Annotated in this window: 22 protein-coding genes and 2 pseudogenes; 13 read left to right on the forward strand and 11 right to left on the reverse strand. The window is 69.3% G+C overall.

Features of this window, described 5'->3' with window-relative positions; translation table 11 throughout:
* Positions 1-373 precede the first annotated feature (373 nt).
* Positions 374-1,153: a glycoside hydrolase family 75 protein gene (locus ACFVH5_RS14735; protein WP_385834018.1), complete on the forward strand. Its 780-nt coding sequence runs from the start codon at positions 374-376 to the stop codon at positions 1,151-1,153.
* Between the two features lie 23 nt (positions 1,154-1,176).
* Here the strand turns inward: ACFVH5_RS14735 and ACFVH5_RS14740 are convergent, their stop codons facing one another.
* From ACFVH5_RS14740 to ACFVH5_RS14755, 4 genes are all read right to left on the reverse strand, one after another.
* Positions 1,177-1,635: a PTS fructose transporter subunit IIA gene (locus tag ACFVH5_RS14740; RefSeq protein ID WP_385834109.1), complete on the reverse strand. Its 459-nt coding sequence runs from the start codon at positions 1,633-1,635 to the stop codon at positions 1,177-1,179.
* Between the two features lie 4 nt (positions 1,636-1,639).
* Positions 1,640-2,239 (reverse strand): dihydroxyacetone kinase subunit DhaL, encoded by a 600-nt coding sequence (gene dhaL / locus ACFVH5_RS14745; RefSeq protein ID WP_384809708.1) that lies wholly within the window; start codon positions 2,237-2,239, stop codon positions 1,640-1,642.
* A gap of 68 nt (positions 2,240-2,307) precedes the next feature.
* The gene (gene dhaK, locus ACFVH5_RS14750; RefSeq protein WP_385834020.1) at positions 2,308-3,300 is read right to left on the reverse strand and encodes a dihydroxyacetone kinase subunit DhaK; all 993 of its coding nucleotides are present in this window, start codon (positions 3,298-3,300) and stop codon (positions 2,308-2,310) included.
* A gap of 712 nt (positions 3,301-4,012) precedes the next feature.
* A complete protein-coding gene (locus ACFVH5_RS14755; protein ID WP_385834110.1) occupies positions 4,013-4,516 on the reverse strand; it encodes a TetR family transcriptional regulator in 504 nt (167 codons plus the stop codon).
* 71 nt (positions 4,517-4,587) lie between these two features.
* On the opposite strand from ACFVH5_RS14755, the gene ACFVH5_RS14760 reads away from it, so the two are divergent.
* Positions 4,588-5,214 (forward strand): TetR/AcrR family transcriptional regulator, encoded by a 627-nt coding sequence (locus ACFVH5_RS14760; protein ID WP_385834022.1) that lies wholly within the window; start codon positions 4,588-4,590, stop codon positions 5,212-5,214.
* A 399-nt stretch (positions 5,215-5,613) separates the two neighbouring features.
* Entirely contained in the window at positions 5,614-6,138 is a 525-nt protein-coding gene (locus tag ACFVH5_RS14765) for a hypothetical protein (protein WP_385834024.1), read from the forward strand.
* A 224-nt stretch (positions 6,139-6,362) separates the two neighbouring features.
* Here the strand turns inward: ACFVH5_RS14765 and ACFVH5_RS14770 are convergent, their stop codons facing one another.
* The 3 genes from ACFVH5_RS14770 to ACFVH5_RS14780 form a co-directional block, all read right to left on the reverse strand.
* Entirely contained in the window at positions 6,363-8,348 is a 1,986-nt protein-coding gene (locus ACFVH5_RS14770; protein WP_385834026.1) for a BTAD domain-containing putative transcriptional regulator, read from the reverse strand.
* Positions 8,349-8,524: 176 nt separating this feature from the next.
* Positions 8,525-8,899: a cupin domain-containing protein gene (locus ACFVH5_RS14775; protein ID WP_385834028.1), complete on the reverse strand. Its 375-nt coding sequence runs from the start codon at positions 8,897-8,899 to the stop codon at positions 8,525-8,527.
* Between the two features lie 185 nt (positions 8,900-9,084).
* Positions 9,085-9,501, reverse strand: a complete 417-nt coding sequence (locus tag ACFVH5_RS14780) for a nitroreductase/quinone reductase family protein (RefSeq protein ID WP_385834030.1) — start codon at positions 9,499-9,501, stop codon at positions 9,085-9,087.
* Positions 9,502-9,845: 344 nt separating this feature from the next.
* Here ACFVH5_RS14780 and ACFVH5_RS14785 point away from each other — a divergent pair, with 344 nt between their 5' ends.
* The 3 genes from ACFVH5_RS14785 (at position 9,846) to ACFVH5_RS14795 (ending at position 12,599) form a co-directional block, all read left to right on the forward strand.
* Positions 9,846-10,724 carry an alpha/beta fold hydrolase gene (locus ACFVH5_RS14785; RefSeq protein ID WP_385834032.1) on the forward strand — a complete coding sequence of 293 codons (879 nt, stop codon included), beginning with the start codon at positions 9,846-9,848 and terminating at the stop codon, positions 10,722-10,724.
* A gap of 169 nt (positions 10,725-10,893) precedes the next feature.
* Positions 10,894-11,637 (forward strand): hypothetical protein, encoded by a 744-nt coding sequence (locus ACFVH5_RS14790; protein WP_385834034.1) that lies wholly within the window; start codon positions 10,894-10,896, stop codon positions 11,635-11,637.
* Positions 11,634-12,599 (forward strand): helix-turn-helix transcriptional regulator, encoded by a 966-nt coding sequence (locus ACFVH5_RS14795; RefSeq protein WP_385834036.1) that lies wholly within the window; start codon positions 11,634-11,636, stop codon positions 12,597-12,599. The genes ACFVH5_RS14790 and ACFVH5_RS14795 overlap by 4 nt, the downstream gene beginning before the upstream one ends.
* Before the next feature lie 801 nt (positions 12,600-13,400).
* Here the strand turns inward: ACFVH5_RS14795 and ACFVH5_RS14800 are convergent.
* From ACFVH5_RS14800 to ACFVH5_RS14810, 3 genes and pseudogenes are all read right to left on the reverse strand, one after another.
* Positions 13,401-13,671 (reverse strand): annotated as a pseudogene (locus ACFVH5_RS14800) (ISAzo13 family transposase); the annotation flags it as partial.
* Positions 13,672-13,808: 137 nt separating this feature from the next.
* Positions 13,809-14,534, reverse strand: a complete 726-nt coding sequence (locus tag ACFVH5_RS14805) for a VOC family protein (RefSeq protein ID WP_385834038.1) — start codon at positions 14,532-14,534, stop codon at positions 13,809-13,811.
* A 47-nt stretch (positions 14,535-14,581) separates the two neighbouring features.
* Positions 14,582-15,184, reverse strand: coding sequence for a PadR family transcriptional regulator (locus ACFVH5_RS14810; RefSeq protein WP_385834040.1), 603 nt, complete (start codon positions 15,182-15,184; stop codon positions 14,582-14,584).
* Between the two features lie 524 nt (positions 15,185-15,708).
* Between ACFVH5_RS14810 and ACFVH5_RS14815 the strand changes: the two genes are divergently transcribed.
* The 7 genes and pseudogenes from ACFVH5_RS14815 (at position 15,709) to ACFVH5_RS14845 (ending at position 22,362) form a co-directional block, all read left to right on the forward strand.
* Positions 15,709-16,029 (forward strand): DUF6355 family natural product biosynthesis protein, encoded by a 321-nt coding sequence (locus ACFVH5_RS14815; protein WP_385834042.1) that lies wholly within the window; start codon positions 15,709-15,711, stop codon positions 16,027-16,029.
* 10 nt (positions 16,030-16,039) lie between these two features.
* Positions 16,040-16,826, forward strand: a pseudogene (locus ACFVH5_RS14820) (IS5 family transposase).
* Between the two features lie 131 nt (positions 16,827-16,957).
* Complete coding sequence (locus tag ACFVH5_RS14825; protein ID WP_385834045.1) at positions 16,958-18,793, forward strand: TerD family protein; 1,836 nt, start codon at positions 16,958-16,960, stop codon at positions 18,791-18,793.
* A 166-nt stretch (positions 18,794-18,959) separates the two neighbouring features.
* A complete protein-coding gene (locus tag ACFVH5_RS14830) occupies positions 18,960-19,619 on the forward strand; it encodes a hypothetical protein (protein ID WP_385834047.1) in 660 nt (219 codons plus the stop codon).
* Between the two features lie 57 nt (positions 19,620-19,676).
* Positions 19,677-19,991 carry a hypothetical protein gene (locus ACFVH5_RS14835; protein WP_385834049.1) on the forward strand — a complete coding sequence of 105 codons (315 nt, stop codon included), beginning with the start codon at positions 19,677-19,679 and terminating at the stop codon, positions 19,989-19,991.
* A 3-nt stretch (positions 19,992-19,994) separates the two neighbouring features.
* Entirely contained in the window at positions 19,995-21,155 is a 1,161-nt protein-coding gene (locus tag ACFVH5_RS14840; protein WP_385834051.1) for a caspase domain-containing protein, read from the forward strand.
* A gap of 1 nt (position 21,156) precedes the next feature.
* Positions 21,157-22,362, forward strand: coding sequence for a hypothetical protein (locus ACFVH5_RS14845; protein ID WP_385834053.1), 1,206 nt, complete (start codon positions 21,157-21,159; stop codon positions 22,360-22,362).
* A 69-nt stretch (positions 22,363-22,431) separates the two neighbouring features.
* On the opposite strand, the gene ACFVH5_RS14850 is transcribed toward ACFVH5_RS14845, so the two are convergent.
* The gene (locus tag ACFVH5_RS14850) at positions 22,432-23,640 is read right to left on the reverse strand and encodes a LuxR C-terminal-related transcriptional regulator (protein WP_385834055.1); all 1,209 of its coding nucleotides are present in this window, start codon (positions 23,638-23,640) and stop codon (positions 22,432-22,434) included.
* Positions 23,641-23,678: the final 38 nt, after the last annotated feature.

The raw sequence follows: 23,678 nt of genomic DNA on the forward strand, positions 1-23,678 counted from the left end.
CCCCTGTGGGGCCACAACAAGAGGGCCGCCGTTCGCGATTTCGGCCGTACGTTACGTATGCTGATCCTCTGAACGGCTGAACTCGCCCATGTCGCAGGGAAGTTCATGCCGACGGTGCGGAACGCTGTCGTCGCTGATCCCGCGCCGGCGAGGGCGGCCGGGTGGCCGTAGTCGTCGACGAATCCGGCCACCCGGCCCCCGACGACACGTCACTCGGCACGTCCCCGGCACGTCACCCTGTGCACCCCTCTGTACGTCCCGACGTGTCACCGGACGTGCACCGTACGGCCCCCCAGCAGTGGCCGCCCGGGCGGACCCCCACCAGATTGGGCTGAGTGTTCGTCAGCGCCCGCTCAGGAGAGGGTCTCTTATCGTGCGTGTCCGGTCACTGATGCTGGCCGCGGCCGGTGCCGCCCTGATCGCCCCCACGGCGCTCGCCGGCGCCGCGCCGAGGCCCGACGCCGCGCACGAGCGCGCCGGACACGGCGGCCCGGGTGCGGAGAACGTCCCACGGGCGGGTGGCGCCGCGGACGCACGGAAGGCACCGCGTCGTAAGGCGCCGCGTCCGGGGAACGTGCGGGCCACGGAACTCCTGGCCGCCGTACGGGACTGCGCCCCCGTCTCGGACGACCGCTTCAGCAGCGACGACGGCGAGCCCGCGGACATCGAGGTCTGCGGCAGGAAGGAAGCCGTCTTCTGGAAGGCCGACCTGGACATCGACTGCGACGGCAGACCGGGCCGGCACTGCAACGAACGCACCGACCCGCTCTTCTGCGACACCACCGCCTTCCAGCAGTCCGACGGACGCCAGCTGAGCGCCGAGCGACTGCCGTACGTGGTCGTGCCCGGGCCGAGCCACCGCTGGAACCACAAGGAGCACGACGTCCGGCGCGGGACGGTCGCCGCGGTCATCCACGGCGACCGTGTCCGGTACGCGGTCGTAGGCGACATCGGCCCCGCGGACATCATCGGCGAGGCCTCGTACGCCCTGGCCCGGAACCTCGGCATCCGCCCCGACCCGAAGGGCGGCGGAGCGGCGTCCGGAGTCACCTACATCCTGTTCAAGGGCTCCGGCGCCTCTCCCATCGAGAGCCCCGGCGCAGCCGCGGCCCAGGGGGAGCGGCTGGCCCGCGAACTCGTCGGCCGCAGCTGAGCCACCCCGTCGACGTGCCGGTGTCAGACCTTCCGGTACGTGTACGCCTCCGCCGCCGCGGCCTCCACCGCCGCCAGGTCAGCTCCGGCGGAGGCCGTGACGACCGCCGCCACCGCGCCCTCGACGAACGGCGCGTCCACCAGCCGGGTGTCCGGCGGCAGCTCGTCGCCCTCGGCCAGCAGGGCCTTCACCGTGAGGACCGCACTGCCGAGATCGGTCAGTACGGCGACACCGGCACCGCGGTCCACGGTGGCCGCCGCGGCGGAGATCAGCTCGGAACTGGTGCCCAGGCCGCCGTCCCCGTCACCGCCCGCCGCCGCGACCGGAGCGAGCGTGCCGCCGCCCGCGAGCCCCGCCGCCAGTTCGGCGACCGCCGCGGCCACCGCGGCGCTGTGCGACACGAGCACGACGCCCACGAGCTTCGCGCCGTCGCCGCCGTCGCCGTCACCTTCGGCCGTCCGGCCGTCCGGCCCGCCGTTCACGAGGTCACTCACCGGCCGTCTCCGCGAGCGCCGCGATCAGGATCGCCGAGGAGGTGGCACCCGGATCCTGGTGCCCGATGCTGCGTTCGCCCAGATAGCTCGCCCTGCCCTTGTGCGCCTGCAGCGGCGTCGTCGCCTGGGCGCCCTCCTCCGCGGCGGACCGTGCCGCGGCGAAGGACTGCCCCAGCGCGTCGACCGCCGGCAGGAGCGCGTCGATCATCGTCTTGTCGCCGGGCGCCGCGCCGCCGAGCTGCATCACGGCGTCCACGCCGGTGCGCAGCGCCTGCGCGAACTCCGGCTCGTCGACCTCGGCGGCCTCACCGAGTGCCTTGCCCGTCCGCCGCAGCAGAGTCCCGTACAACGGGCCCGAGGCGCCGCCCACCGTCGAGATCAGCGTGCGTCCGGCGAGGATCAGGACAGCGCCCGGGGTGCCGGGCTCCTCCTTCTCCAGCGCGGTCGCCACGGCGCGGAAACCGCGCTGCAGATTGCTGCCGTGGTCGGCGTCGCCGATCGGTGAGTCGAGGGCGGTGAGCCGTTCCGCCTCGTGTTCCACGGACACGGCGGTCGCCGTCATCCAACGGCGGAAGAAGTCGGCGTCAAGCACTGGATCTCCTTGCGTGGTAAGGGTGTTGCCGGGTCGCACCGGGAGGGACGAGACGGGGGAGCGGCCCCTCACATGCCCCAGCGCAGACCCGCGGTACGCACCGGCGCGTCCCACAGCCGCAGCAGGTCCTCGTCGACCTGGCACAGGGTCACCGACGCGCCGGCCATGTCGAGCGAGGTGACGTAGTTCCCGACGAGGGTGCGGGCCACCGGGACCCCGCGGTCGCCCAGGATGCGCTGCACCTCCGCGTTGAAGCCGTACAGCTCCAGCAGCGGGGTGGCACCCATGCCGTTCACCAGGACCAGGACGGGGTTGCGCGGGTTCATGTCCTCCAGGATGGCGTTCACCGAGAAGTCGGCGATCTCCCGCGAGGTCATCATGGCCCGCCGCTCCCGGCCGGGCTCGCCGTGGATCCCGACGCCCAGCTCCAGTTCCCCCGGGGGCAGGTCGAAGGTGGGGCTGCCCTTGGCGGGCGTGGAGCAGGCGCTGAGCGCGACACCGAAGCTGCGCGAGTTCTCGTTGACCTGGCGGGCCAGCGCCTCGACGCGTTCCAGCGGCCGGCCCTCCTCGGCGGCGGCGCCCGCGATCTTCTCCACGAACAGGGTCGCGCCGGTGCCGCGGCGGCCGGCCGTGTAAAGACTGTCGGTGACCGCCCCGTCGTCGTCGACGAGCACCTTGGCGATCTGGATGCCCTCGTCCTCGGCCAGCTCCGCGGCCATGTCGAAGTTGAGGACGTCACCGGTGTAGTTCTTCACGATGAACAGCACTCCGGCGCCGCTGTCCACGGCCGCGGCGGCCCGTACCATCTGGTCCGGCACCGGGCTGGTGAACACCTCGCCGGGACAGGCGGCGGACAGCATCCCGGGACCCACGAACCCGCCGTGCAGCGGCTCGTGCCCGGACCCGCCGCCCGACACGAGCCCCACCTTCCCGGCCACCGGCGCGTCCCGCCGCACGATCACCCGGTTCTCGACATCCACGGTCAGCTCGGGATGCGCGGCGGCCATACCCCGCAACGCGTCCGCGACAACGGTCTCCGCGACGTTGATGAGCATTTTCATGGGTACCTCCTGGGAGCCTTGCAGGCGGGTGTACGACCTGCGTCCTTGCTGTTCAAAGGGCGTGATGCGGGTTCTGGATCTTGACGGTCCGTAGCGGCTGGAAGCGGATTGTGACGGTACTGACGCTGACCCGATACTGACTCTACTGACGGCTCGTCGGTACTTCTGTGCGGCTGGACGAGGGGCAGTGGTGGCGCTGTCATCCGCAGTATCGACCTTGCGGCAGCGAAGGTCACGGGTGTGGCTGCGTGAGGGGGGGGGCGGCTCGGCGGGGGAGTCAGGGAGGGGACGTCCTGACCTGCACGACCGTTAGCCTCGTAGGCGCAGGTCAGGAGCGGATTGATGGTCCGCACCTTGCCCGGATCTTGGTCCGGTCCGTGACTTGGCGTGCGAGGCCCAGGTTCGAATGGCGCAGGTAGCCGGGACCGCCTTGTGGCGCCCTTTGCGGCCGGGCCGCCCTCGCGCCGACATTGCCGCCGGCGCTCGCCTGGGCACACGCTCACCCGCAACTCATGTGCGATGACCGGGTTTCTGTCGCCGCGTTCAAAGCCCCCGGCGGCGAGCATGCGTACCCGTTCCCGGGCGGCCCACTGATCTGGTCGACAGTCTCCTCCTCGCAGATACCGCTTAGCTGCGGCGTTGTCGCAGGCACCGACCCGAGTCACCCTGGACAACACCTCGGAGAGGTCGGCGGAACCTCAATGACGTTGTCCTACGTGGTGCGGCGCGGAGACGGGTTTTCTGGGTTGAGGTGCAGCATGCGTTTCACTGCGGTGACCACGGATTCTCGGTGTGCCGCGATGCGGCGGGGGTCGTCCGGGTCCTGGCCGTCGGCCCGTAGCAGACCTACAGGGGTGAGGTACCAGGCCTGGGAGACCGCGTAGATGAGGACCAGCAGGTCCACGGGGGACAGCGGCGCGCTTCCGGCTGCGGAGACTGCCGTGGTCTTGCTGAGGTAGCTCTCCATCGGTTCCGATGCCGATTGAGGGCGCTCCAACTGGGCCCACATGTTGATCCGCAGGGCGGCAGGCTCTCGGCGGTGGTAGTCGAAGAGGTCGCCCGCCCATGCCGCGAGGTCGTCGGGTCGCGGAGGCACCGATGCGGCCATGGAGGTGATGGCTTTGGTGAGTGCGGCGTCGAAGAGCTGGTTCTTGCTCCCGTAGTAGGCGTAGATCATCCGGACGTTCGTCCCTGCCGCTTTCGCGATGCGGTCGATGCGGCCGCCGGCGTCAGGTGGCGCTTCTGGCGAGTCAAGTGACTTGGCTCGCTATGCGTCATACTGGTCTCATGACTACCGAGCCCACCAGTTACCACCAGCGGGTCGCCCTGGAGAAACGCGCGGCGATCATGGAAGCGGCCACCGGCCTCTTCCTGGAGTCCGGATACGACGGGACATCGCTGGCGCGTATCGCCGAGGCGGCAGGTGTCTCCAAGGCCACGCTCTTCAAGCAGTTCCCGACGAAAGCCGCCCTGTTCGGCGCCATCGTCACCGAGAGCTGGAGGGGCGGCGCGGACGGTGAGACCGCCCCGAAGCCGGGCGACCCCGCGGCGGGGCTCACCACCATCGGCAATCGGTACGTCGAACTGCTCACCCGGCCGGGCATGGACGCCCTCTTCCGGATCGTCATCGCAGAGGCTCCGCGGTTCCCGGAGCTCGCCAGAATCCAGTTCGAACACGGCAAGATGCCGTTCTTCGACACGGTCGCGAAGTATCTGGAGGAGGAGAAAGCGGCAGGCCATGTTCGCCTGGAGGACTCCACGACCGCCGCGACCCAGTTCCTCGGCATGATCTCCAACCATGTGTTCTGGCCGCGCCTGCTGCTGGTCGACTGGGACCCGGAGGGCATCGACACCCATCGCGTGGTCGCCGAAGCGGTGGCGACGACGCTGGCCAGGTATGGCGTTCCGGCCTGAGTCCCGCCCTCCTTCGCCCTCCTTTCCGTGAGCGCGAGAGGGGAATTGAGAGCGGCGGCTGTCCGGAAGACACCTGCCGTGTGGCCGTACCGTCCGTCGTGGACGGCTGGCGCGCCTCGGCGGAGACCCACATCGAGCACGACCGGACCGGCCGGTCAACGGGCGGACGGACGACCACGTTGTGGAGTGCCTGGGAAGCCGCCCTCGACCACTTCACGCTCTCCCGCGGCTACTTCATGGCGGTGAGAGCAGCCAGGACGGCCATCAAGGCTGTTCGGGACCTACTGGCGTGCCGACCCGCACGAGCCACGAGATACGGGGCGCCGTCTCGGGTGAGGCCGCGGCCCGTACCGCACGTTGTGCATGAAACCCTGTGGTGCGCGGGGCCGGACTCCGGCCGTGCCTGAGCCCTCCGGACCGGCCGGGGCGCGTCGCATCCGGACAGCGCGCGGAACTGCGGGCGCACCGCGGGGCGACAGCGACGCGGCGAGCGCGCCGACCGCGTCGGTGCAGGTGTCTTCCGAGCAGGGCTCGGGGGTGGGCGGTACCTTCGTGAACGGGGTGGTCGAGTATCTGGCGCCGGACAAGTACATCGTGGCCGCAAACATCGGTGACCAGCAGTTCTACGTGTCCGCCGACACCGAGATCCTGGGCGCGGTTGACGGCGGCGCCTGGAGCGGGTCCGATCTGGAGTACGCCGTCAAGCGCGGTGGTCTGTTCGCCGAGGTCGAGACAGCCAACGGGATCGCCGTCAGCGCGTCCACGAGGGATGAGCGTCCGCCGATTCCGCACGACCCGGCCCCACGTACACCGGCGCCGGGCGTGCCAGGCTCGTGTGCCGCGACCGGTGCCGCGCCCAGGACGGCGGGTGCGGCACGTGGAGTCATGGCGCGTCTCGGTTCCACTGTCTCGCTCGGGAGGTAAGGACACGGGCGAAGGCGAATCTCCGCCCGTCCGCCGCGGTCAGCCGGTCATGAGTACGACCTTGCCCGTGGTGGCCCGTGACTCCAGAGCCTGGTGTGCGGCGGCGTCTGCCAGGGCGAACGACTGGATCGCCGGGCGCAGCCCGTGGAGCGGTACGGTCCCGCCGCCCTCGCCGCCTCTTCGTCGGCCTGGTCCTTCAGAGGGCCTGTCGGACCGTCCGGACCTCAGCGCAGCGCGGTCTCGATGGCCGTCAGACAGTCCGCCACGGGCCCCAGGGTGATCAGGCCGCTCCCGGCGCCCGCCACCTCCGCCGCGGCCGGAGCCAGTTGAGTCCGCGCTCGCGTCAGCATGTCACGGTCTCCCACTGCCACCGCGGCGCGTGCCACCAGGCACCACAGCGCCTCGAACATCAGGTCACGTGCCGGGGAGGGGACGCGGCGCAGGGCTGAGGCGGCGGCGTCGGTCCGTCCGGCTTCCACGAGCAGTACGGGGCGTACCCACGGCTCGTACGGGCCCCAGTCGGTGCCCGGTGTCTCGTGCGGTGCCACGCCGTGCGTCAGGCGCAGACACAGTTGTGCGAGCGGCAGCAGCCCGTTCTCCAGTCCGGGCATGCCGGCACCCCGAAGGGAGCGGGCGGCCTGCTCGTACGCTTCCTCGGCGGCGGCGAGGGAACCGGTCGTGGCGGTGCGCAGTGCCCGGAACCAGTCGGTGAAGACGTACACCAGGGGCAGTTCGTGGCGGGCGGCGAGTTCGTCGACCGCGGCGGCGTGGCGGCCGGCGGCGGCCAGGTCCGCCAGGGCGCAGCGCGACTGGATGCGGATGAGGTGACCGAGCACTTCGTAGTGGACCAGGCCGTGGGCCGCGGCGAGAGAGGTGATCTCGGCGCCGATCGCGTCCCGCCGGGCGGCGAGGCCGGCGCGGCGGAAGGACTGCATGAAGACCCCGTTCAGCGCGAACGCCAGCAGGGAGGGGTCTTCAAGACGTCGTGCCATCTCCTCGGCCTGCCCGGCCGCCTGCAGCGGACGGGCCAGGGCGCCTGACGCTGCCGTGTCCGCGGGCAGGGTGCCACGTGACTCGACCGCGATGGTCGACAGCAGCCGGCAGCGTGCGGCGTCCTGGGTGTCCTCGGCCAGGGAACGCAGGGTGCGTTCCGCGGCGGCCACGAGCCAGCGTGACTGCTCGGGATCGTCGGCGCGCGGCCAGATCGCCGGAACGTCGTAGATCCCGATCACCCGGGCTGTCAGCACGGGGTCGTCGAGCTGCTCCGCTGCGGCCACCGCGCTGACCCGGTGACGGCGTGCCGCCTCCAGACCCCCGCCGCCCGTGACCGCGAGGTCCCGCATCAGACCGACGGTGGACTCCAGCCGGGTGCGGGCGCTGCTGCCCAGCGCGCCGTCGTAGGAGGCTGTCGCCTGTTCCCACACCTGGTTGACGGTGGTGTCCGCCGTGCCGGGATCGAGGTGGTCCGCCTGCCGGAGGATGTCCTCCTCCAGGCGCCGCAGCCGGGGCCCGGGGTCCATGCCCAAGTGTTCGCGCAGCATGCTGCGGGCCCGGCGCAGTACCGACAGGGCGTCGGCCTGCCGTCCCGACCGGTACAACGCCAGTGCCAGCATCCGCCAGGCGTCCTCCCGCCACGGATGGTCCGTCACGTGTGCGTCGAGAGTGGCCACGGCGTCGGCCGGGTTGCCCAGGGCGATCATGGCTTCGGCACGTCGTTCGACCGCGTGCAGCCGCAGTTCGGTCAGCCGTGACCGGGTGGAGCGCAGCCAGCGTTCGTCGCCGAAGTCGGCGAAGGCGGGACCACGCCACCAGTTCAGGGCCTCGTCCAGCACTTCCAGGACGCGGGCGGGGCGTGCGTCACCGAGGTCGTTCATGCACTTTTCGAACCGCCATGCGTCCACATCGTCCTTGGGGGCGCGCAGCGCGTACCCGGAGCCCTCGGTCACCAGCAGTTGTGAGGGCGTGCGTGGAGGCCGGTCGGGTTCCAGACTCCGCCGCAGGTCGCTGACGAAGGTGCGCACCGTGCCCACCGCGTTGGCCGGCGGCTCCGTCCACATGTCCTCCACCAGCCGGGCCACCGGGACCACCTGGCGTTGCGCCACGAGCAGTCTGGCGAGGAAGGCACGGTGGCGTGGTCCCTTCAGGGCACGTGCCCGGCCTGTCTCGTCCCAGGCCGTCACCGCTCCCAGCACTCCGAATGTCACGCGCACCGTTGCCGTCCGTTCTCGTCTCGACTGCTCCGCCAACTTACAAGCGTCGGCCTGATGGCTCGGCATACGCGCTGGTGGATCCGAGAGGCGGCGGGGCGGGGGCCGTGAGGAGACTCTCGCGGGCCCCGCCCGGTGTTGTCGTCCCCGACAGGTCGGGGATCAGTGTGGGCCGGGGATCAGTCGAAAGTGAAGTCGTACTTGTCGGCGACCGCTGCCATCGCCTTCACGTCCGCGTCGTTCAGCGGCGGACCGATCTGTCCCCGGACACCAGGTGTGCCTATCTCGTTGAACATGGCGTCCATGCCGCCGGGTGTGTACAGGAAGTAGATCCTCGCGGGCTGGGTCCGGCTGAGGTTCCTGAACGAGTGCCGCATGCCTCTGGGGACGTGGACGACACTGCCGGCCTCTGCCTTGTACTCGTCATCGCCCGCGGTGATGACCAGTTGTCCGTCCATGACGATGAAGGTCTCGGACTCCCCGTGATGGGTGTGGGGCGTCGGCCCGGCGTCGGCGGGGATCACGGCCAGGTCTCGGAGGGTGTGGACAGACATAAGCCGGACGGCGTGCGTCGGATTCAACGGGCTTTCGTGAGGGAGTGGTACCGGTGCGAAGCCGCACGGGAGCTGATACGGGTGGGCAGGGCGGGTGCCCTGTCGGCTCGTCGGGCTCGGTGTGCGGGCGTGACGCCGGTGGGTGACTGACGGCGCCGGCCTCCGGCACGCGAACCAGCAATTGATCAATGCCGGTCGAGGAAGGTGACTTCCGCCAGACGGCTGCGCAGCCAGTCCTCGACGAGGACCGGCTGGGGGAGGGTGCCCGGGTTGTGGGGCTGGTTGAGGTCGGCGACGATCTCCGTCAGGACGGCCAGCCTCTCGGCGGGGTCCGTCACCGGGCGGGCCTGTGCGCGCAGGTCGGCGCGTACCCCGTGCTTGAGGTGGAAGGTGAACTCCGGGTTGGCCACGAGATTCACGTACCAACTCGGCGGCGGCATGGTCCCGCTGCACAGGTAGGTCCTGCCGAGGGCACGGTAGAAGAAGATCTCGATACGGCGCGGAAGGCCCGTGCGGCGTCCCGTGGTGGTGATGTCGATGATCCGCTGCCGGGTGGTCGCCGCCGGCGTGATCTCGATGGCTCGTCGGATGTCCCCGTCCATGAGGGCGCCTTTCGTCCGTGCCGGCCGACGGCGTGGCTCACGCCGGTACCGGGCCTTGCATCGCAATGGGTGAGCTGAGTGACTCGTCTCGAAGGCTAGAGGGTCACAGGTGGCGAGTCAAGTGACTCGCCTTCTGGTGGAGGTGGGCAACTGTGCCGCGCCGGTGTGCGTCCTGCGCGCCCCGCCTGTGTCTTTGACCTGCGCAGTGCTCTCCTCGGCTCATTGTCGAGGACCTGGCCGCGGACGTTCATCGGCTGCTGATTCGCGGCCCCCAGTCTTGAGTCATTGCCCGGAGCGCACCTCGCACCGGCACTCACACCATGACCTGAAAGGGTGCGTCAGCCATGACTCAGACCATTCCCGGATTCGACTACCAGCGGGTGGCGGTCGCCGACGGTGTCGAGCTGAACGTCGCCGTGGGCGGCTCCGGCAGCCCCATCGTGCTGCTGCACGGCTTCCCCGAGACCCACCTGATGTGGCGGCACGTGGCCGAGGACCTGGCCGCCGACCACACCGTGATCTGTCCGGACCTGCGCGGATACGGCGACAGCGACAAGCCGGCGGAGACCGGCCCGGACGTCTACTCCAAGCGGACCATGGCGGCGGACACCGTCGCCGTCGCCCGTGCGCTGGGACACGAGCGGTTCGCGCTCGCCGGGCACGACCGCGGCGCTCTGGTGGCCTTTCGTGCCGGCATGGAGCACCCCGACGCCGTCACCCATCTGGCCTGCCTGGACGTCCTGCCGACGCTGGACATGTGGGAGGCCCTGAGCGGGGTGCGGGCGGCGGTGGGCTTCCACCTCTACCTGATGGCGCAGCCGCCCGGCCTGGCCGAGCAGATGATCCAGAACAGCTCGGACACGTTCTTCTCCTACTTCCTGGACATCTGGACCAAGGACCCCGAGGCCATCCCCTCGGCCGTCCGGCAGGTCTACCTCGACGCGTGCCGCAACGCCGTGCCGTCCATCGTCGCCGACTACCGCGCCTCCGCGGGCATCGACATCGAGCACGACCGGGACGACCGCGCCGCGGGCCGCAAGATCACGATGCCGCTCTCCGTCCTCCAGCAGGACTGGGGCGCCGCCCTCGGCTACGAGGCGGCAGCCCTGTGGGGTGCCTGGGCCGAGGACCTCGACCACTCCACGGTCTCCTGCGGCCACTTCATGGCCGAGGAAGCTCCTGAGACGATCGCCAAGGCCCTGCGTGACCTGATCGCCCGCTGATCACCACGCCGACAGCAGGGGGTCACCCGCCCGACCCGGGCGGCCCCCGCCGGGGGCACCCTTGACGCCCGGCCCGCCGTAGCCCGCCGAGACCCGGCTCGGTTTCCGGCGGGCCGGGCCCACCTGCCAGGTCGGTCGGCCCCGACGAGACCGTTGCACCTACGGCTTGATGAGGCATGGCGTCGTGGCGTGCGCGACGAGCCTGCCTTCAGCGTCGAAGACCTCTCCACGGGCGGTGGCCGCACGCTGCCAGCGCCGCAGCCCGATGCTGCAGCATCGGGTGGAGATGGCCGGCGTATTGTTCGCCGGCCGTGGCGGGGCCCGGCTCCTGCGCATCGTGAAGGCGCCGCTGTCGCGGACCGGTGTGCGGTTCCAGCTCATGCGCACGCGGTTGCCGTCGGCCGTAACCCGAACCCGCCTCACCACCGTGGGCAGAACTGTCCGAAGCCCCTGCTTCTCGTGCGCGCCGCACGCCAAGCGGTTGTTCGCGGCGGTGCACGCTGTCTCCGGCACCGGCCGTTCGCTCAGTGCGATCGCCCGCGAGCTGGGCCTGAACCGACGCACCGTGGCCAAGTACGCACACGCTGACTCCTGGCAGGAGTGCGTACGGAGCACTCCGCCCCGCCGGTTCACGAGCCTCGACCCGTATCTGGAGTACTTGCGTCGGCGCTGGGAGGAAGGCGAGCACACGGCGACGCTGCTGCACCAGGCGATCCGTCCCTCACACGCGCAACGCTGCGCAGGCGTCATGACCGGAGAACGGAACCATGCCTTCTGGCCTGTCCCAGTGCAGCCCCGTACAACCACCCGTCAGGTGCATCTGTTTGGAATTCGTATGGCGAATATTCTCCAACTGTCTTGTGATGTACGGCTGTTGAGGCTGCGGCTTTCCGCTGGAACGGAGGAGCGATGAACTCACTGGTGTTCGACAGCGATGACTTGAGTCTGACGGAGGACTTCCTGAGCCGGGCCTACGCTCGCCTGCGCATAGCTCACCGCGGCGCCAACGGCATCAGGACCCGTATGCGCCGCGACGCCATGCCGTCGGTCACCGTGGACGAACTCGACTTCAACTACGAGATGAGCTACGCGGTCGAGCCGCTCGGCAAAATCACCTTGTGCACGGTGTACGAAGGCACGATCGCGGACAACACCTTCCATGGTGTCAAGGACACCTACGGCCCGGGTGACATCGCGCTGCTCGCGCCGCCGGAACAGCCGTACTCGGGCCGCGTATGCAACACCCGCTACAACGCCATGATGATGGACACCCACCTGCTGAACCAGGTCGCCGACGTCGAACCGTCAGGCGCCCCGGTGCGGCTCACCGGCCATCGGCCCCATTCCCAGTCCGCCGCCCGCCAGTTGAAGCGCCTCATCGCCCATCTGCGCGACCAGGTGCTCTGCGACCCGGTCCTGCGCGAGGAGCCGCTGATCGTTGCGGCTGGCGCGCAGATGCTGGCCGCGAGTGTTCTGGCGGCGTTCCCGCACTCGGCCCGTACAGACGCGACCGCACAGGACCGCAACGACGCACATACCCTCACCCTGCGCCGAGCCCTCGCTTATATCGACGACCACGCCGAAGAACCCATCACCGTCGCCGACATCGCCGCCGCGGCCCATGTGACCGTTCGTGCTCTGCAGTACGCCTTCCGCCGTCACCTCGACAGCACGCCCACCGCCCACCTGCGCTGGGTTCGGCTGGCTCACGCTCACCGGGAACTGCGTGCGGCCGACCCCGGCACCGGCGTCACGGTGACCGGCATCGCCGCCCGCTGGGGGTTCCACCAGCCCAGCCGATTCGCCGCCGCCTACCGCGCCGCATACGGGGCCCTGCCCTCTCACACCCTGCACACACAACAGGTGACGTGTTGAGTCGGCAGATCAACTGAGCTGAGCAGACACGTGGTTCTTCCGACAACGAGCACCCGTGCGTACATGTTCGAGCTTCCTGGCCATGAGTGAGAACCGGTCGCGACGCGCCGTACCGCCTCACCGAGGAGGTCGCGCCAGCGACACCACGAGCCCAGAGGAATGTCGTCATGCCGTGGACGGGGGAAACCTGAACTCGACCGGCAGCAGGGTCCGGGCCGCCAGCCGAGACGGGGAACCTCAACCGGCAACTGGATCCCAGTCGCCAGCCGAAGGGTCGCCGTTGATGCCGTCGGCATGAGATCCATACTTCCTCGGGAACGGACCGCCGCGCTGCACAGTAAGCGAAGCATTGGTCGGGCCATGTCCCGTGGACGAAACGCTGGCCGCCCTGCCGGGGACGCTCAGCGCTGAGCATCGTTATGCGCCGCGCGAATGCACCTGGCGTACGCGGAACAGGAGGTTCGTCGAGCCGGACTTGCCAACGCGCCCTAGACGCCGGGGCCGGGACCGGGACGACGGAACTGGCCGGGTGAGTGACGAAGAGCAGGATATTCAGCCGACGGCCGCGAGGAATCCGCAGAACAGGTCGGTGACCACGGCGCTGACGCCCGATGGAGCGCTTTGAGGCTGAGCCGTTTTCGGAGCCAGGCAACGACGTGGTTGTCCCCCTCCACCACGTCACCCCCTTGTTGTTGGAGCCGTCCTCGCTCATGTAACTCGTCAAGTTGTGATGCCAGTTGGTTGACGAGTTCGTCCAGTGCCGGTTCGGGCATGCCGGTCAGCTCCGGGTTACGCAGACACCCGGTGCAGATTCACCGTCCGGCGCAGCGCAGACAACGGGGTGCCCCTTTCGTCGGGTTCCACCAGTGCCAGCAGCGCGGGCCGCAGACCCGGATCAAGATCTGCGGATCTCTTGCGTCCTCCACCGTGCCTGCGTACTCGGCCCAGAGGTTTCTCGCCGGCCTCCGACTCGTCCACGCTTTTACGGACCGTCGTCTCGCTGACCTGGGCAGCCCGCGCGACCGCCCGGATACCGCCGTGGCCCAGGATTCCGGGCCTCGGCCCCCTTCATCAGCCGCCGCTGCCGTTCATCGAGGTGTGGGAACAACACCTCGAACGTCACAGCGAGTTGACCGCGGACCTCGTCGGGCTTACACCACAGCAACGAGTCGCATCACGGGAAGCAACACCTTGATTCTTTGCGAGCACTTAGGGCGCGAGTCCGACGACGGCCTCCAGGTCTTCGAGGCTGGCCAAGTGCGCGGTGAGTTCGCTGCGTTCGGCTTTGGTGAGGGGGATGGCGCGGGCACGGGTGAGGGCATCGACCGCGGCGGTGGTGTCGTCGGCGCGGACGGCGAGTTCGGCGCGGTAGGCCAACGCCTCGACCAGTTCGGCGGCCGGTGCGCCATCGTGCTCCCGGGCCAGCGTGGCGTCCAGGATCTTCGCCGCCTGCTGATTGTCGCCCTTGGAGTCGCCGAGCACGACGGCGTTCTCCAGCGCCTTGGCCAGCTTGCCGACCGCGGGCGCACCGGTGCCGCCGGTACCCGGGGCCGGGAAGATCCGGATCCAGTTCCCGCCGGGGTCGATGACCGTGAACCCGGACTGGTGGTCGGCGTTCTTGCGTTTCCGCGGGCGGGTGATCCGAGGGATCCCGGAAACCAGGAGCTTGCCGTGGACCGCGCGCATGCCCGCGGCGAATGCCTCGAAGAGCTGCTGGGTGTCGGGCACGATGACCACACAACTGCCGTAGGAGTCCTCGGGCCTGAAGCCTGGCATGCCGAAGAACTGCAGCTGGAGGTCTTCTCGCTGCAGGCCCACGCACGGGTTCGGGCGGACCTGGTAGTAGGTCCGGGTGAAGCCGAGCATGGTGTAGAACTCGACGATCTCGTCGATGGATGCGCACGGAAGCAGCGGGACGGTTATCTCGTGGGCCATGGCATTGCTCCGTCTCGAAGGGAGGGTTTCGCCGATGTTCTCGGCTGCTACTCGGTCGGCTGTGCGGGGTGGCGGGTGGGGGAACCGGGCTCACCGGCCATGCTGAAATCGCCCACTTCCAGGCGGTGGATCAGCCGCCGGGTCCACTGGGCGCCGGTATCGGCGGTCGCCAGCCACAGCGAGATGACCTCGCCCACCGGGCCCCAGGCGTCCAGCTCCGTGTCCGCGGGCAGGTGTGCGGTGATGCTGGTGTGCCAGTCGCGCATCGCGTCGGCTCGGGTGCGCAGGACCTGCAGGGCCTGTGCCCGGGGCAGGTCCTCGATCAGGCCCACCGCAGCACACAGGACGTCCAGCCTCGGCTCGCGGTCGGCCAAGGCCCGGCGCAGGAGGCTGAGGTACTCCTGCTCACCCTTTTCCGTCAGCTCGTATTCGATTCTCGGCGGGCCCCCGGCGACCGAGGGATCCGCATCGAACGTCGCCTCCAGCAGGCCCTGTCCGGCCATGCTCTTGAGCGCGTGATACACCGAACCCGATGTGGCGGTGGACCACTCATGTGCGCCCCAGAACTCCAGATCCGCGCGGATCTGATAGCCGTGTGCGCGACCGCGCCTGCGCACCGCTCCCAGGACCAGAAGTCTTAGCGGCTTCATCCAATCCCCTCCGCCTGGGTAGCCAAATTTGTCTACTGCGTGAAACGTACTCCACCTCGGGCGTATTAGCCAAATTTGGCTAGCCCGAGCCGTGCGCCGCTGCCGGCGCTGCATGAGCAGGTGAGCGCCCCCGTCCCTCGCTCGGTGCGAGGGAGGGACGAAACTGGTGAAGGCTCGGTTCCGCTGGCTTCGCAGGCCTGAACCGGTGTCAGTTCCTGCCCGCCTGCACCCATAAGGTCGACGTTGTCGACGGACGAGGATCTTGTACGGCCCCGGGTGCTGACACCAATGACACCGCCGTGTGAGTGTTTGAGCGCTGCCCCGATCGCCGGACACGTCATCCCGGTCGACGGGCGGACCGCAGTGTGCCCGACACCGCGGCAGCCGGCCGCCTTTGTCCGTGAGCCGGGCGGCGCAAGTGCCGCCTTGCACCTCGTATGCCGACAACCGGCCGCAGGTAAGGCACCTTTCCACCAGTCGAAGTCGCCACCTTCCGTCGACTCACACAACTGAGGAACCCTTCCATGCAGAAAACCGCAAGCAAGCTCCGCCTCGCCGCAGCCGCGTTCAGTGCCGTCCTCCTCGCGAGCACTGCGCTCTCCGGAAATGCCCACGCCGCACCCGAGGGGAAAGCCGCCGCAGAGATGGGGGTCAAAGCCTGCGGCTACTACGAGACGCAGACAGACTCGTACTACGGACACTGCGGCAGCACCTGGGTCAAGATCCAGGTCGACATCGACTGGTGGCCGACCGACATCAAGAGGTGCGTCCCGCCGGGCGAGACCCATCTCGGCACGACCGACGAGATCGACAACGCCTGGGCCATCGAGGGCACCTGCGGCTAGGCCATTTTGTTTGGATCAGCCGGTCGTTGGTCCGGGTGTGCCGTTGACTGATGCGCGGTGGGCGCGGATCGAGCCGTTGCTCCCGGAACCGGATGCCGAAACGGGGCGGCCGTCGGCGGGATCACCGTGAGGTGATCGACGCGATCGCCTTCACGTTCCAGACCGGCACTCAGTGGGTTCATCTTCCGGAGCGGTACGGGAACTGGCGGGGCGTCTGCAACCGGCTGCGGATGTGGGCGAAGACGTCAGCTGGGCCGTGTCCGTGGACTCCACCATCGTGTGCGCTCACCAGCACGCGGCCCGGTCCTGCAAAAAAGTGGCGCCGGCCGACCACGCCATCGGCCGGTCCCACGGCGGACCGGCCGCAAGGGTCCGCCTGGCCTCCGGCGGCCTGTGCCGACCGCTCGCCTTCGTCCTCACCGCCGGACAGTCCGGTGACGCACCAGCGTTCACCGCAGTTATGGCCCGCCTGCGAGGACGGCCCAGCACTCGATCGGTCACGGTCCTGGCCGACAAGGCTTACTCCTCCCGCGGATCCGTGGCTATCTGTGCAGGAGCGGTATCCGGACGGTGATTCCGATCCCGGCGGACCAGCTCCGCACCGCACGCGCCGAGGCAGCGACGGCGGCAGATCACCCGCCTTCGGCCGCGAGTCATACAAGCAGCGCAACACCGTCGAGCGGTGCGTCAACCGGCGCAAGCCGTGGCGCGGTATCGCGACCCGTTACGAGAAGACAGCCGCCATCTACCTGGCCGGACTCCTCGTCGCAGGCATCTTCCTCTGGTCCGCACCATGATCCAAACGAGAGCCCCTGGCTCTCCGTCATGAAGCCACCACGAACAGCGTCCGGAACGTGCGAAAATCCACCGGTAGATCATCACCGTGGAGGGGCGTGCCGCCCGCCGCGCCGGGGGAGGGGAGCCTTGCATGGCCCTGCTGTCGTCGAGTCCGAAGTGGCCTACTCTGCCTGACTACTTCCATGACTGGGCGCTGGTGGATGTGGAGACCTCTGGGCTGAGACCCGGCCGGGATCGCGTCCTGTCGCTCGCGATCCTCACGCTGGACGCACACGGCAACCGGACGGGGGAGTTCTCCACGCTCCTCAACCCGGGCTGCGACCCCGGACCGGTGCACATTCACGGACTGACCTCCGACCGTCTCGTCGGCGCGCCCACGTTCGAGGAGATCGCGCCGCAGGTGGGGGCGTTGCTCAGCAGCCGTGTCCTGGTCGCCCACAACGCCCAGTTCGACTACGACTTCCTGGCCCACGAGTTCGCCCACGTCCGTTCCTGGGTCCCGGTCGGCAGGCGGCTGTGCACGCTGGCCCTCAACCGGCTGATCGGCCCCGCAGCTCCCGATCTCAAGCTGGGCACCCTGGCCGCGCACTACGGCGTGCGCCAGGAGAAGGCCCACGATGCGCAGGACGACGTACGCGTGCTCTCCGGCATCCTGCGCGGCTCGCTGGGCGCCGCCGAGCAACTGGGCCTGGCGCTGCCGCTCCTGGAGTGCCCGCCCCGCCAGGACTACAAGCCGTACGTTCCCAAGACGCCGTGCGCGTACCGCAATCCGGGCCGACTGACGCCGGACGGGACCCTGGCGCAGGGCATGAAGGTCGCCATCACCGGGGAAACCAAGGTCGCACGCGAGGAACTGGTCGCCCGTTCGGTGGCGGCCGGACTGAACATGATGACCTCGGTCAGCGCTCAGACCAGTGTCGTCGTCACGAACGACCCGCGCTCCGCATCCACGAAGCTGCGCCGCGCCGCCGACGCGGGCGTGCCGCTCGTCGACGAGCCGACGTATCTGCGCCTGCTGGAGAGCGTGCGACCCGGTCGGGCCAAGGACACCGCCAGACAGCGTCGCGCGCCGCAGACGCCCGCGAGCACGACCGCGGCGACCACTGCACCCTCTGTGGCGGCGGCGAGCATCCCGCCCCAGCGCTCCGCCACACCGGCCGCGTCCACCGTCACGGTGGACCGGTCACTCGCCGGACGCCGGGTCCTGGTCCTGGGCGGCACCCACGACGAGGCCGCCGAGGCACGCGCGCGTGCTGTCGCCCTCGGTGCCTCCGCGGCGGTCAACCTCTCGGCCCGCGTGTCCGACGTCGTCGTGCTGCCCGGCGGCGAAACGGACCGGCGCATGAGCCGTATCACCGCCCTCGGCCTGAACGTGCACCACGCCGACTGGCTCCTCGCTCCCACGCCGGCATCCAACGCGGCCGGGAACCAGCCGGACACGGCAGAGGTGCTGGTCCGAGGTGCTGTCATCGACCTGTCCGACACCGGCATGCCGTGGACCGTGGCGGCCACGTGGCGCCAGCGGACCGCCTGTGACGTGGACGTCGTCGCCTTCGCCGTCGACGAGCGGGAACAAGTCCCAGGAGACGAGGACTTCGTCTTCTACAGCGCGCCCGAGCACCCCGACGGCACCATACGGCTGGCCACGGACGGCCCGACGGAACAGGCCGTCACCGCCGACCTGGAACGCCTGCCCCTGGAGATTCACCGGGTCGTCATCGCCGCCGCCATCGACGGAGTCGCGACCTTCTCCGACGTCGGAGCAATCGAGATCACCGCCACCTGCGGGATCGGCGCGGCCCCGACCGCCCGCGCCACCCTCGACGCCGCCACCACCGAACGCACCATGATCCTCGCCGAGTTGTACCGCCGGGGAGAGGGCTGGCGGCTGCGCGCCGTCGGCCAGGGCTACGACCATGGCCTGGCCGACCTCGCTCGCAGTTACGGCGTCGACATCGCCGAATGACCAACAAGCCCCCCATCGGCTGGCTGTTGCTCCGACGCTCGTTTGACTCTCCGGGCACCCGACGTGCCATCCAAGTAGTACCGCCAACTTCCACGGCTGTGGTTCCTTGCGACTGGCGGCCGCGATCAAGCAGTGAGGAACCGAGCCGGCTCGGGATACTGGGCCGGTGAGCAACACCAGGGCTGAATACGAAGCGGACAGTGAACAGTTGCCGCGCAAGGTCTACCTCGGCCTGCGGGAGGGCAATCTCGACCCGCAGGACGTCGTCGCTCTCGCCTGCGAACTGCTCGACTGGTTCCACTGCACCGACGCGGTTCTGGAGGTCGTCGAGCGCAACCCGGGCGAGGTGTCGCCGGCGGAGATGACCGCCCTGGCCCGGCGCCTCCTGGACGACATGGGCTTCGATCCCGGGTTCGACCTCGCCCCCGAGCGTCTGGAGACGTTGCGCGCCGCGCTACGGGTCGTGGCCCGCGACCTGCCCGCACGTGGGATCGAGGGCGAACCGGAGATCGAGATCCTTGAGGACTGGTTCCCGGTGGGAGCCGGTGTCCGCCTCGCCGGCGGCGGACGGTTCAACTGGGGCGGCCCCATCCTGCCGGACATGTGCGACGACCCGACCACGGCACTGACCAGCCTGGCGGTCCTGATCCAGGAGAGCCTGCTCGAATGGACCTGGCAGGTCTGGCCGGTGTGTCCCCGGCACAACCTCGGCGCCCACGGCTCGGAGCGGGAACGCGAAGCTGTGTGGTGGTGCGCGGGCGACGGCGGACACGTACTGGCGCCGGTCGGCGAACTCGCGCACGCCGGCCGCCGTCGCCCCAAATAGGGCCAGCGTTCGGAGCGGTCCCTTCGGAGGGTTCGCTCTCAACTCCACTGAACTGAAGTGTTGTCAGCAGCAGGAGCGACTTCCACAGGACAGCGAGGCCCTCATCACCTGGGCGGTCATCAGCTTGATGACCTGCCGCCTCACCCGGCCGACGCGCCAGGTCCTACAGATCGTCACGCGGCCGGATACGAGGTTCGGTCAGGGGTCCTGACCAACTTCCAGGTCTTGAACCTCGGTCTCGCGTACACCGCCTGGCGGGCGTCCCGTGGGAGGCCGACCCCCGTGACGGTCGAACGAAACGGAGTCACGATCGTTCTTGACGACGCCGAACCGGAAACGGTTGCCCGGCTCGTCCGAGAGCTGGACAGGTGAGCCGTGCTCCCCGCCCCGTCCGCCTCGCGTGCGGTACTCATCGGGACCAGCCGTTACACGCATTCATCCCTGGAGGATCTGCCCGCCGTCGCCGCGAACCTTGAAGCGCTCGCGGAGTTGTTGTGCTCGCCGGACGTGTGGGGACTCCCCGCCCAGCACTGTGTTCTGGTGGCGAACCCCGCCACTGTCGCGGAGATGATCAGTCCGGTCGCGCAGGCCGCCGAGGAGGCGACGGACACGCTCCTGGTGTACTACGCGGGACATGGACTGGTGGCGCGGCTGGCTGCCGAACTGCACCTTGCTCTGACTGGTACGGAGAAAGCGAACGCTTCCTTCACCGCAGTCCCCTACGGTCTGGTCCGAGAGCAACTGGCCCGTACTCGCGCCGAGCGTCAGGTCGTCGTCCTCGACTGCTGCTACAGCGGGCGGGCCCTGGGGCGCATGGCGGGCGACGCCCCAGCAGACATCGTTGCCGACGAGGCCGTCATCGAAGGCACCCACCTGATCGCTGCCGCCGCGGAGACCAAAACCGCCGTGTCGGTTCCCGGAGAGCAACACACCGCCTTCACCGCCGAGATGGTGTCACTCCTGCGACGCGGGATACCCGGCACCGGGCCCTACCTCGAACTGGACACCCTCCACCGCGAGATCGCGGCCTCCCTCCGGGCCAAGCAACGTCCGCTCCCACAGAGCAGGGTCCGTAACACAGCCAGCCGCCTCGCCTTCCGTAACCGCGCTTTCAACGACCTCCATCAGCGCTGGCGGGACCTGGTCACCGAGGCCGAGCGCACCGCCCGTACCTGCGAGAGGCCCGAAGACCACTTCGGTGTGATCATTGTCGGCCTGGCCAAGCACGACCCCGCCGGGGCCGAACGGCTTGCCCGCGGCATAAAAAAGCGGAAGCACCGGGAATTCAGGCTGCAACAGTTGGCCGAGGCAGTAGCCCGGACCTACCTGGCCGAGGGAGAGCGCATCGCCCGCACCATCACCGACCTGACGGGCCGAGCCCAGGCTCTGGCGCAGATCGTGCGCGTGTCCGCGGGGAGAGCCCCCGCCGCGGCTGAGCGGGTCGCCCGCACCATCACCTTCCCCCAGCAGTGGGCAAGGGCGCTGCACAGCGTCGCCGCGACGTTCATCGAGACCTCCCCCCCGTCACGGCGTTGACTTGCTGGCCGAAGTCGAACGCCACGCCCGCACGCTCAACAATCCGCAAGAACGGGCCACCCTGCTGGCAGGCATCTCCGCAGACCTGGTCAAGCATGATCCAGGCAGGGCCATGGACCTCATGACCGAGGCCGAACGCATCCTCGCCGACGTCATCACCGACCCCTTCAGCAGGTGGCTGAAGTTGGGGGAAGCCCTCACCGCGATGGCCGTACATGCCCCCGACGCTGTCAAAGACTTCGTTGATGCGATGACTGGAGATGCTGACCCGGACCAGCGAACTTCCACGCTGACGTTCATCGCCGGGGACCTGGCCGAGAGTGCCCCTGGTGTGGCCGAGCACATCGCCTACGCCATCAACGCCCCGGACGGGGTTGCCTCCTTGAGCATGCAGGACATCAGCAAGGCGCTGGCCGCGAGCGATCCGGACGCCGCCGAACGGATCGCACGTGCGATCCCCGACCCCAAGCTGTGGGGCCCAGCGCTGTGCACCATCGCCCAAGCCCTCATGAAGAAAGCGCCCGGCCGAAGTCGCGATCTGCTTGCCGAGGCCGAACAGCTCATTCGAACCCAGCAACAGCCGACTGAACAGGTCACGAATCTGTCAGCCGTCGCCGAAGTGCTGGCCCGCTTCGATCCGGAACAGGCCAGGGGCCTGCTGGTCGAGGCCGAACATGTCGTTCGCGGCGGACTCGGCCGCGACACACTCGACGCCTGGGTCGAGAACGATGCGTTCAGGCGGGATGGGCCAACACTCGCCAAGGTTTGGACAGCGTCCGCACTCCTCGCGCTCGCTGCCGGATGGGCGGAGGTCGCTCCGGACCGTGCCGTGGAACTCCTCACCGAGGTCGACGGCTCGGGCGCCGACCTCACCATGAGCACCCCGAAGATCGAAGACACCGTCAGGACCCTGGCCAGGAGGGATTCAGCGGCCGCGGTGCACTGTGTCAGCCTCCTCTCCGACCCCTATGACCGGAAAAGGGCAATGGAGGACATCATCGGGGTCGTGGCCGGACATGATCCCCCTGAAGCCGAACGCATCGCCCGTGGCATCCCCGATCCCGCGGTGCGATGTCTGGCCCTGAAGATCGTCGTGGAGGCCCTGGCTCAGCGGGATCTCTCGGAGGCCGAACGGGTTGCCCGCAGTATCTCCGAACCCGCGGAGAGGATCCATATGTTGGGACTGCTCGCCACCATGGTGCCCTGACAGGTCGTTTGATACGCAGACAGCGCTGTGAAGAGCTGTCCGGTCTGCCGGGCGGCACCGCCCGACCGCTCAGTTGTCGCCGATCGTCAGGTGCAGGTAGTCGTAGATGGCCTCGCCGCGGTTCTCGGCGCGGAGTTTGCGCAGGATTCGCTTGACGTGCGACTTCACGGTGCCGTTGCTGATGACCAGTTGTTCGGCGATGCGGTCGTTGGTGGCTCCGGTGGCCATCAGTGACAGCACCTCCAGCTCGCGCGGCGTCAGCAGGGACTCCAGCGCCGCCGACGAGGAGTGGACGGGCGGGCGGTCGGCCCTGGAACCGGATGCCGCGACAGACGGCCGCGGTACGAGTTCGATCTCCGCGGCGGCGAGATCGCCCAGTACGTTCCCCAGTGTCTCCATGGCTGCCTGGACCTTCTCGCGCTGCTCACCGAGCCTGGCCAGCAGCACCGTGCGCTCGAAGAGCCGGCCGAAAGCGCGGGTGAACGCCCACAGGATGTCGAGGTCGAGGGACGTCACCGGCGCGGACGTGTGATCCGCGTGGAGGAACCCGATGACCCGGCCGGCGGGCATGAGCGGCGCCGCTACGTAGGAACGCAGTCCGGATGCTTCGAGGAGCGGCCGGTGGACCCGGGGGTCGTGCTCCCCGTCGGCGACCAGCGCCGGCCGGTGGCAGCGCACCATCTCGCTTTCCAGCGTCAGGTGGTCCAGCCGGATCTCGGGAATGCCGCGGATCCACTCGCGGAAGGCGCGTTCGGGCTCCCGGTCGGTCACCGCGCGGCTCTTCCAGGGACGCCAGACGGAACCCTCCACCCGGGACAGCATCACCCGGTCGAATCCGCAGCTGTCCAGGACCGTTTCACAGACCCGGTCCAGCAGTTCGTCCGGGTGGCGCAGTCTGCGCAGCGGGGACAGCCCCGCTTCCATGGCGTCCAGCCGGCGCAGCCGCTCATGGGACAGGTGGTCGTGGATCTCGTGGCGCACATCGAGAGCGTCCGCCAGGCTGATGCCGAGGCCGACCGCTTCGAGGCCGTCGGGGCGGGTGCCCTTCGAGGCCAGACGTTCCCGCAGCGCCGAGGTCAGGACCGCCAGGCGGCCGTCCAGGGCGGTCAGGTCGTGCACGGTGTCGGGAGCCGCGTCGTGCTCCGCGTCGTGCTCCGGGCCGGCGAACCGCGCGGCTGCTTCCAGTACTTTCCTGCCGCGGTCCATGAGGTCGGTGTGCCGCTCGGGCCGCGCCGGTGGGCCGGCGCCCGGACGCCCCTCGCGGAACTGCGCCCTCACGGTCTTCGCCCCTCGCGGGTGCTACGTGTCATGACAGC

This window comes from Streptomyces sp. NPDC127119 (genome assembly GCF_042677425.1).
In the GTDB taxonomy this organism is placed as follows: domain Bacteria; phylum Actinomycetota; class Actinomycetes; order Streptomycetales; family Streptomycetaceae; genus Streptomyces.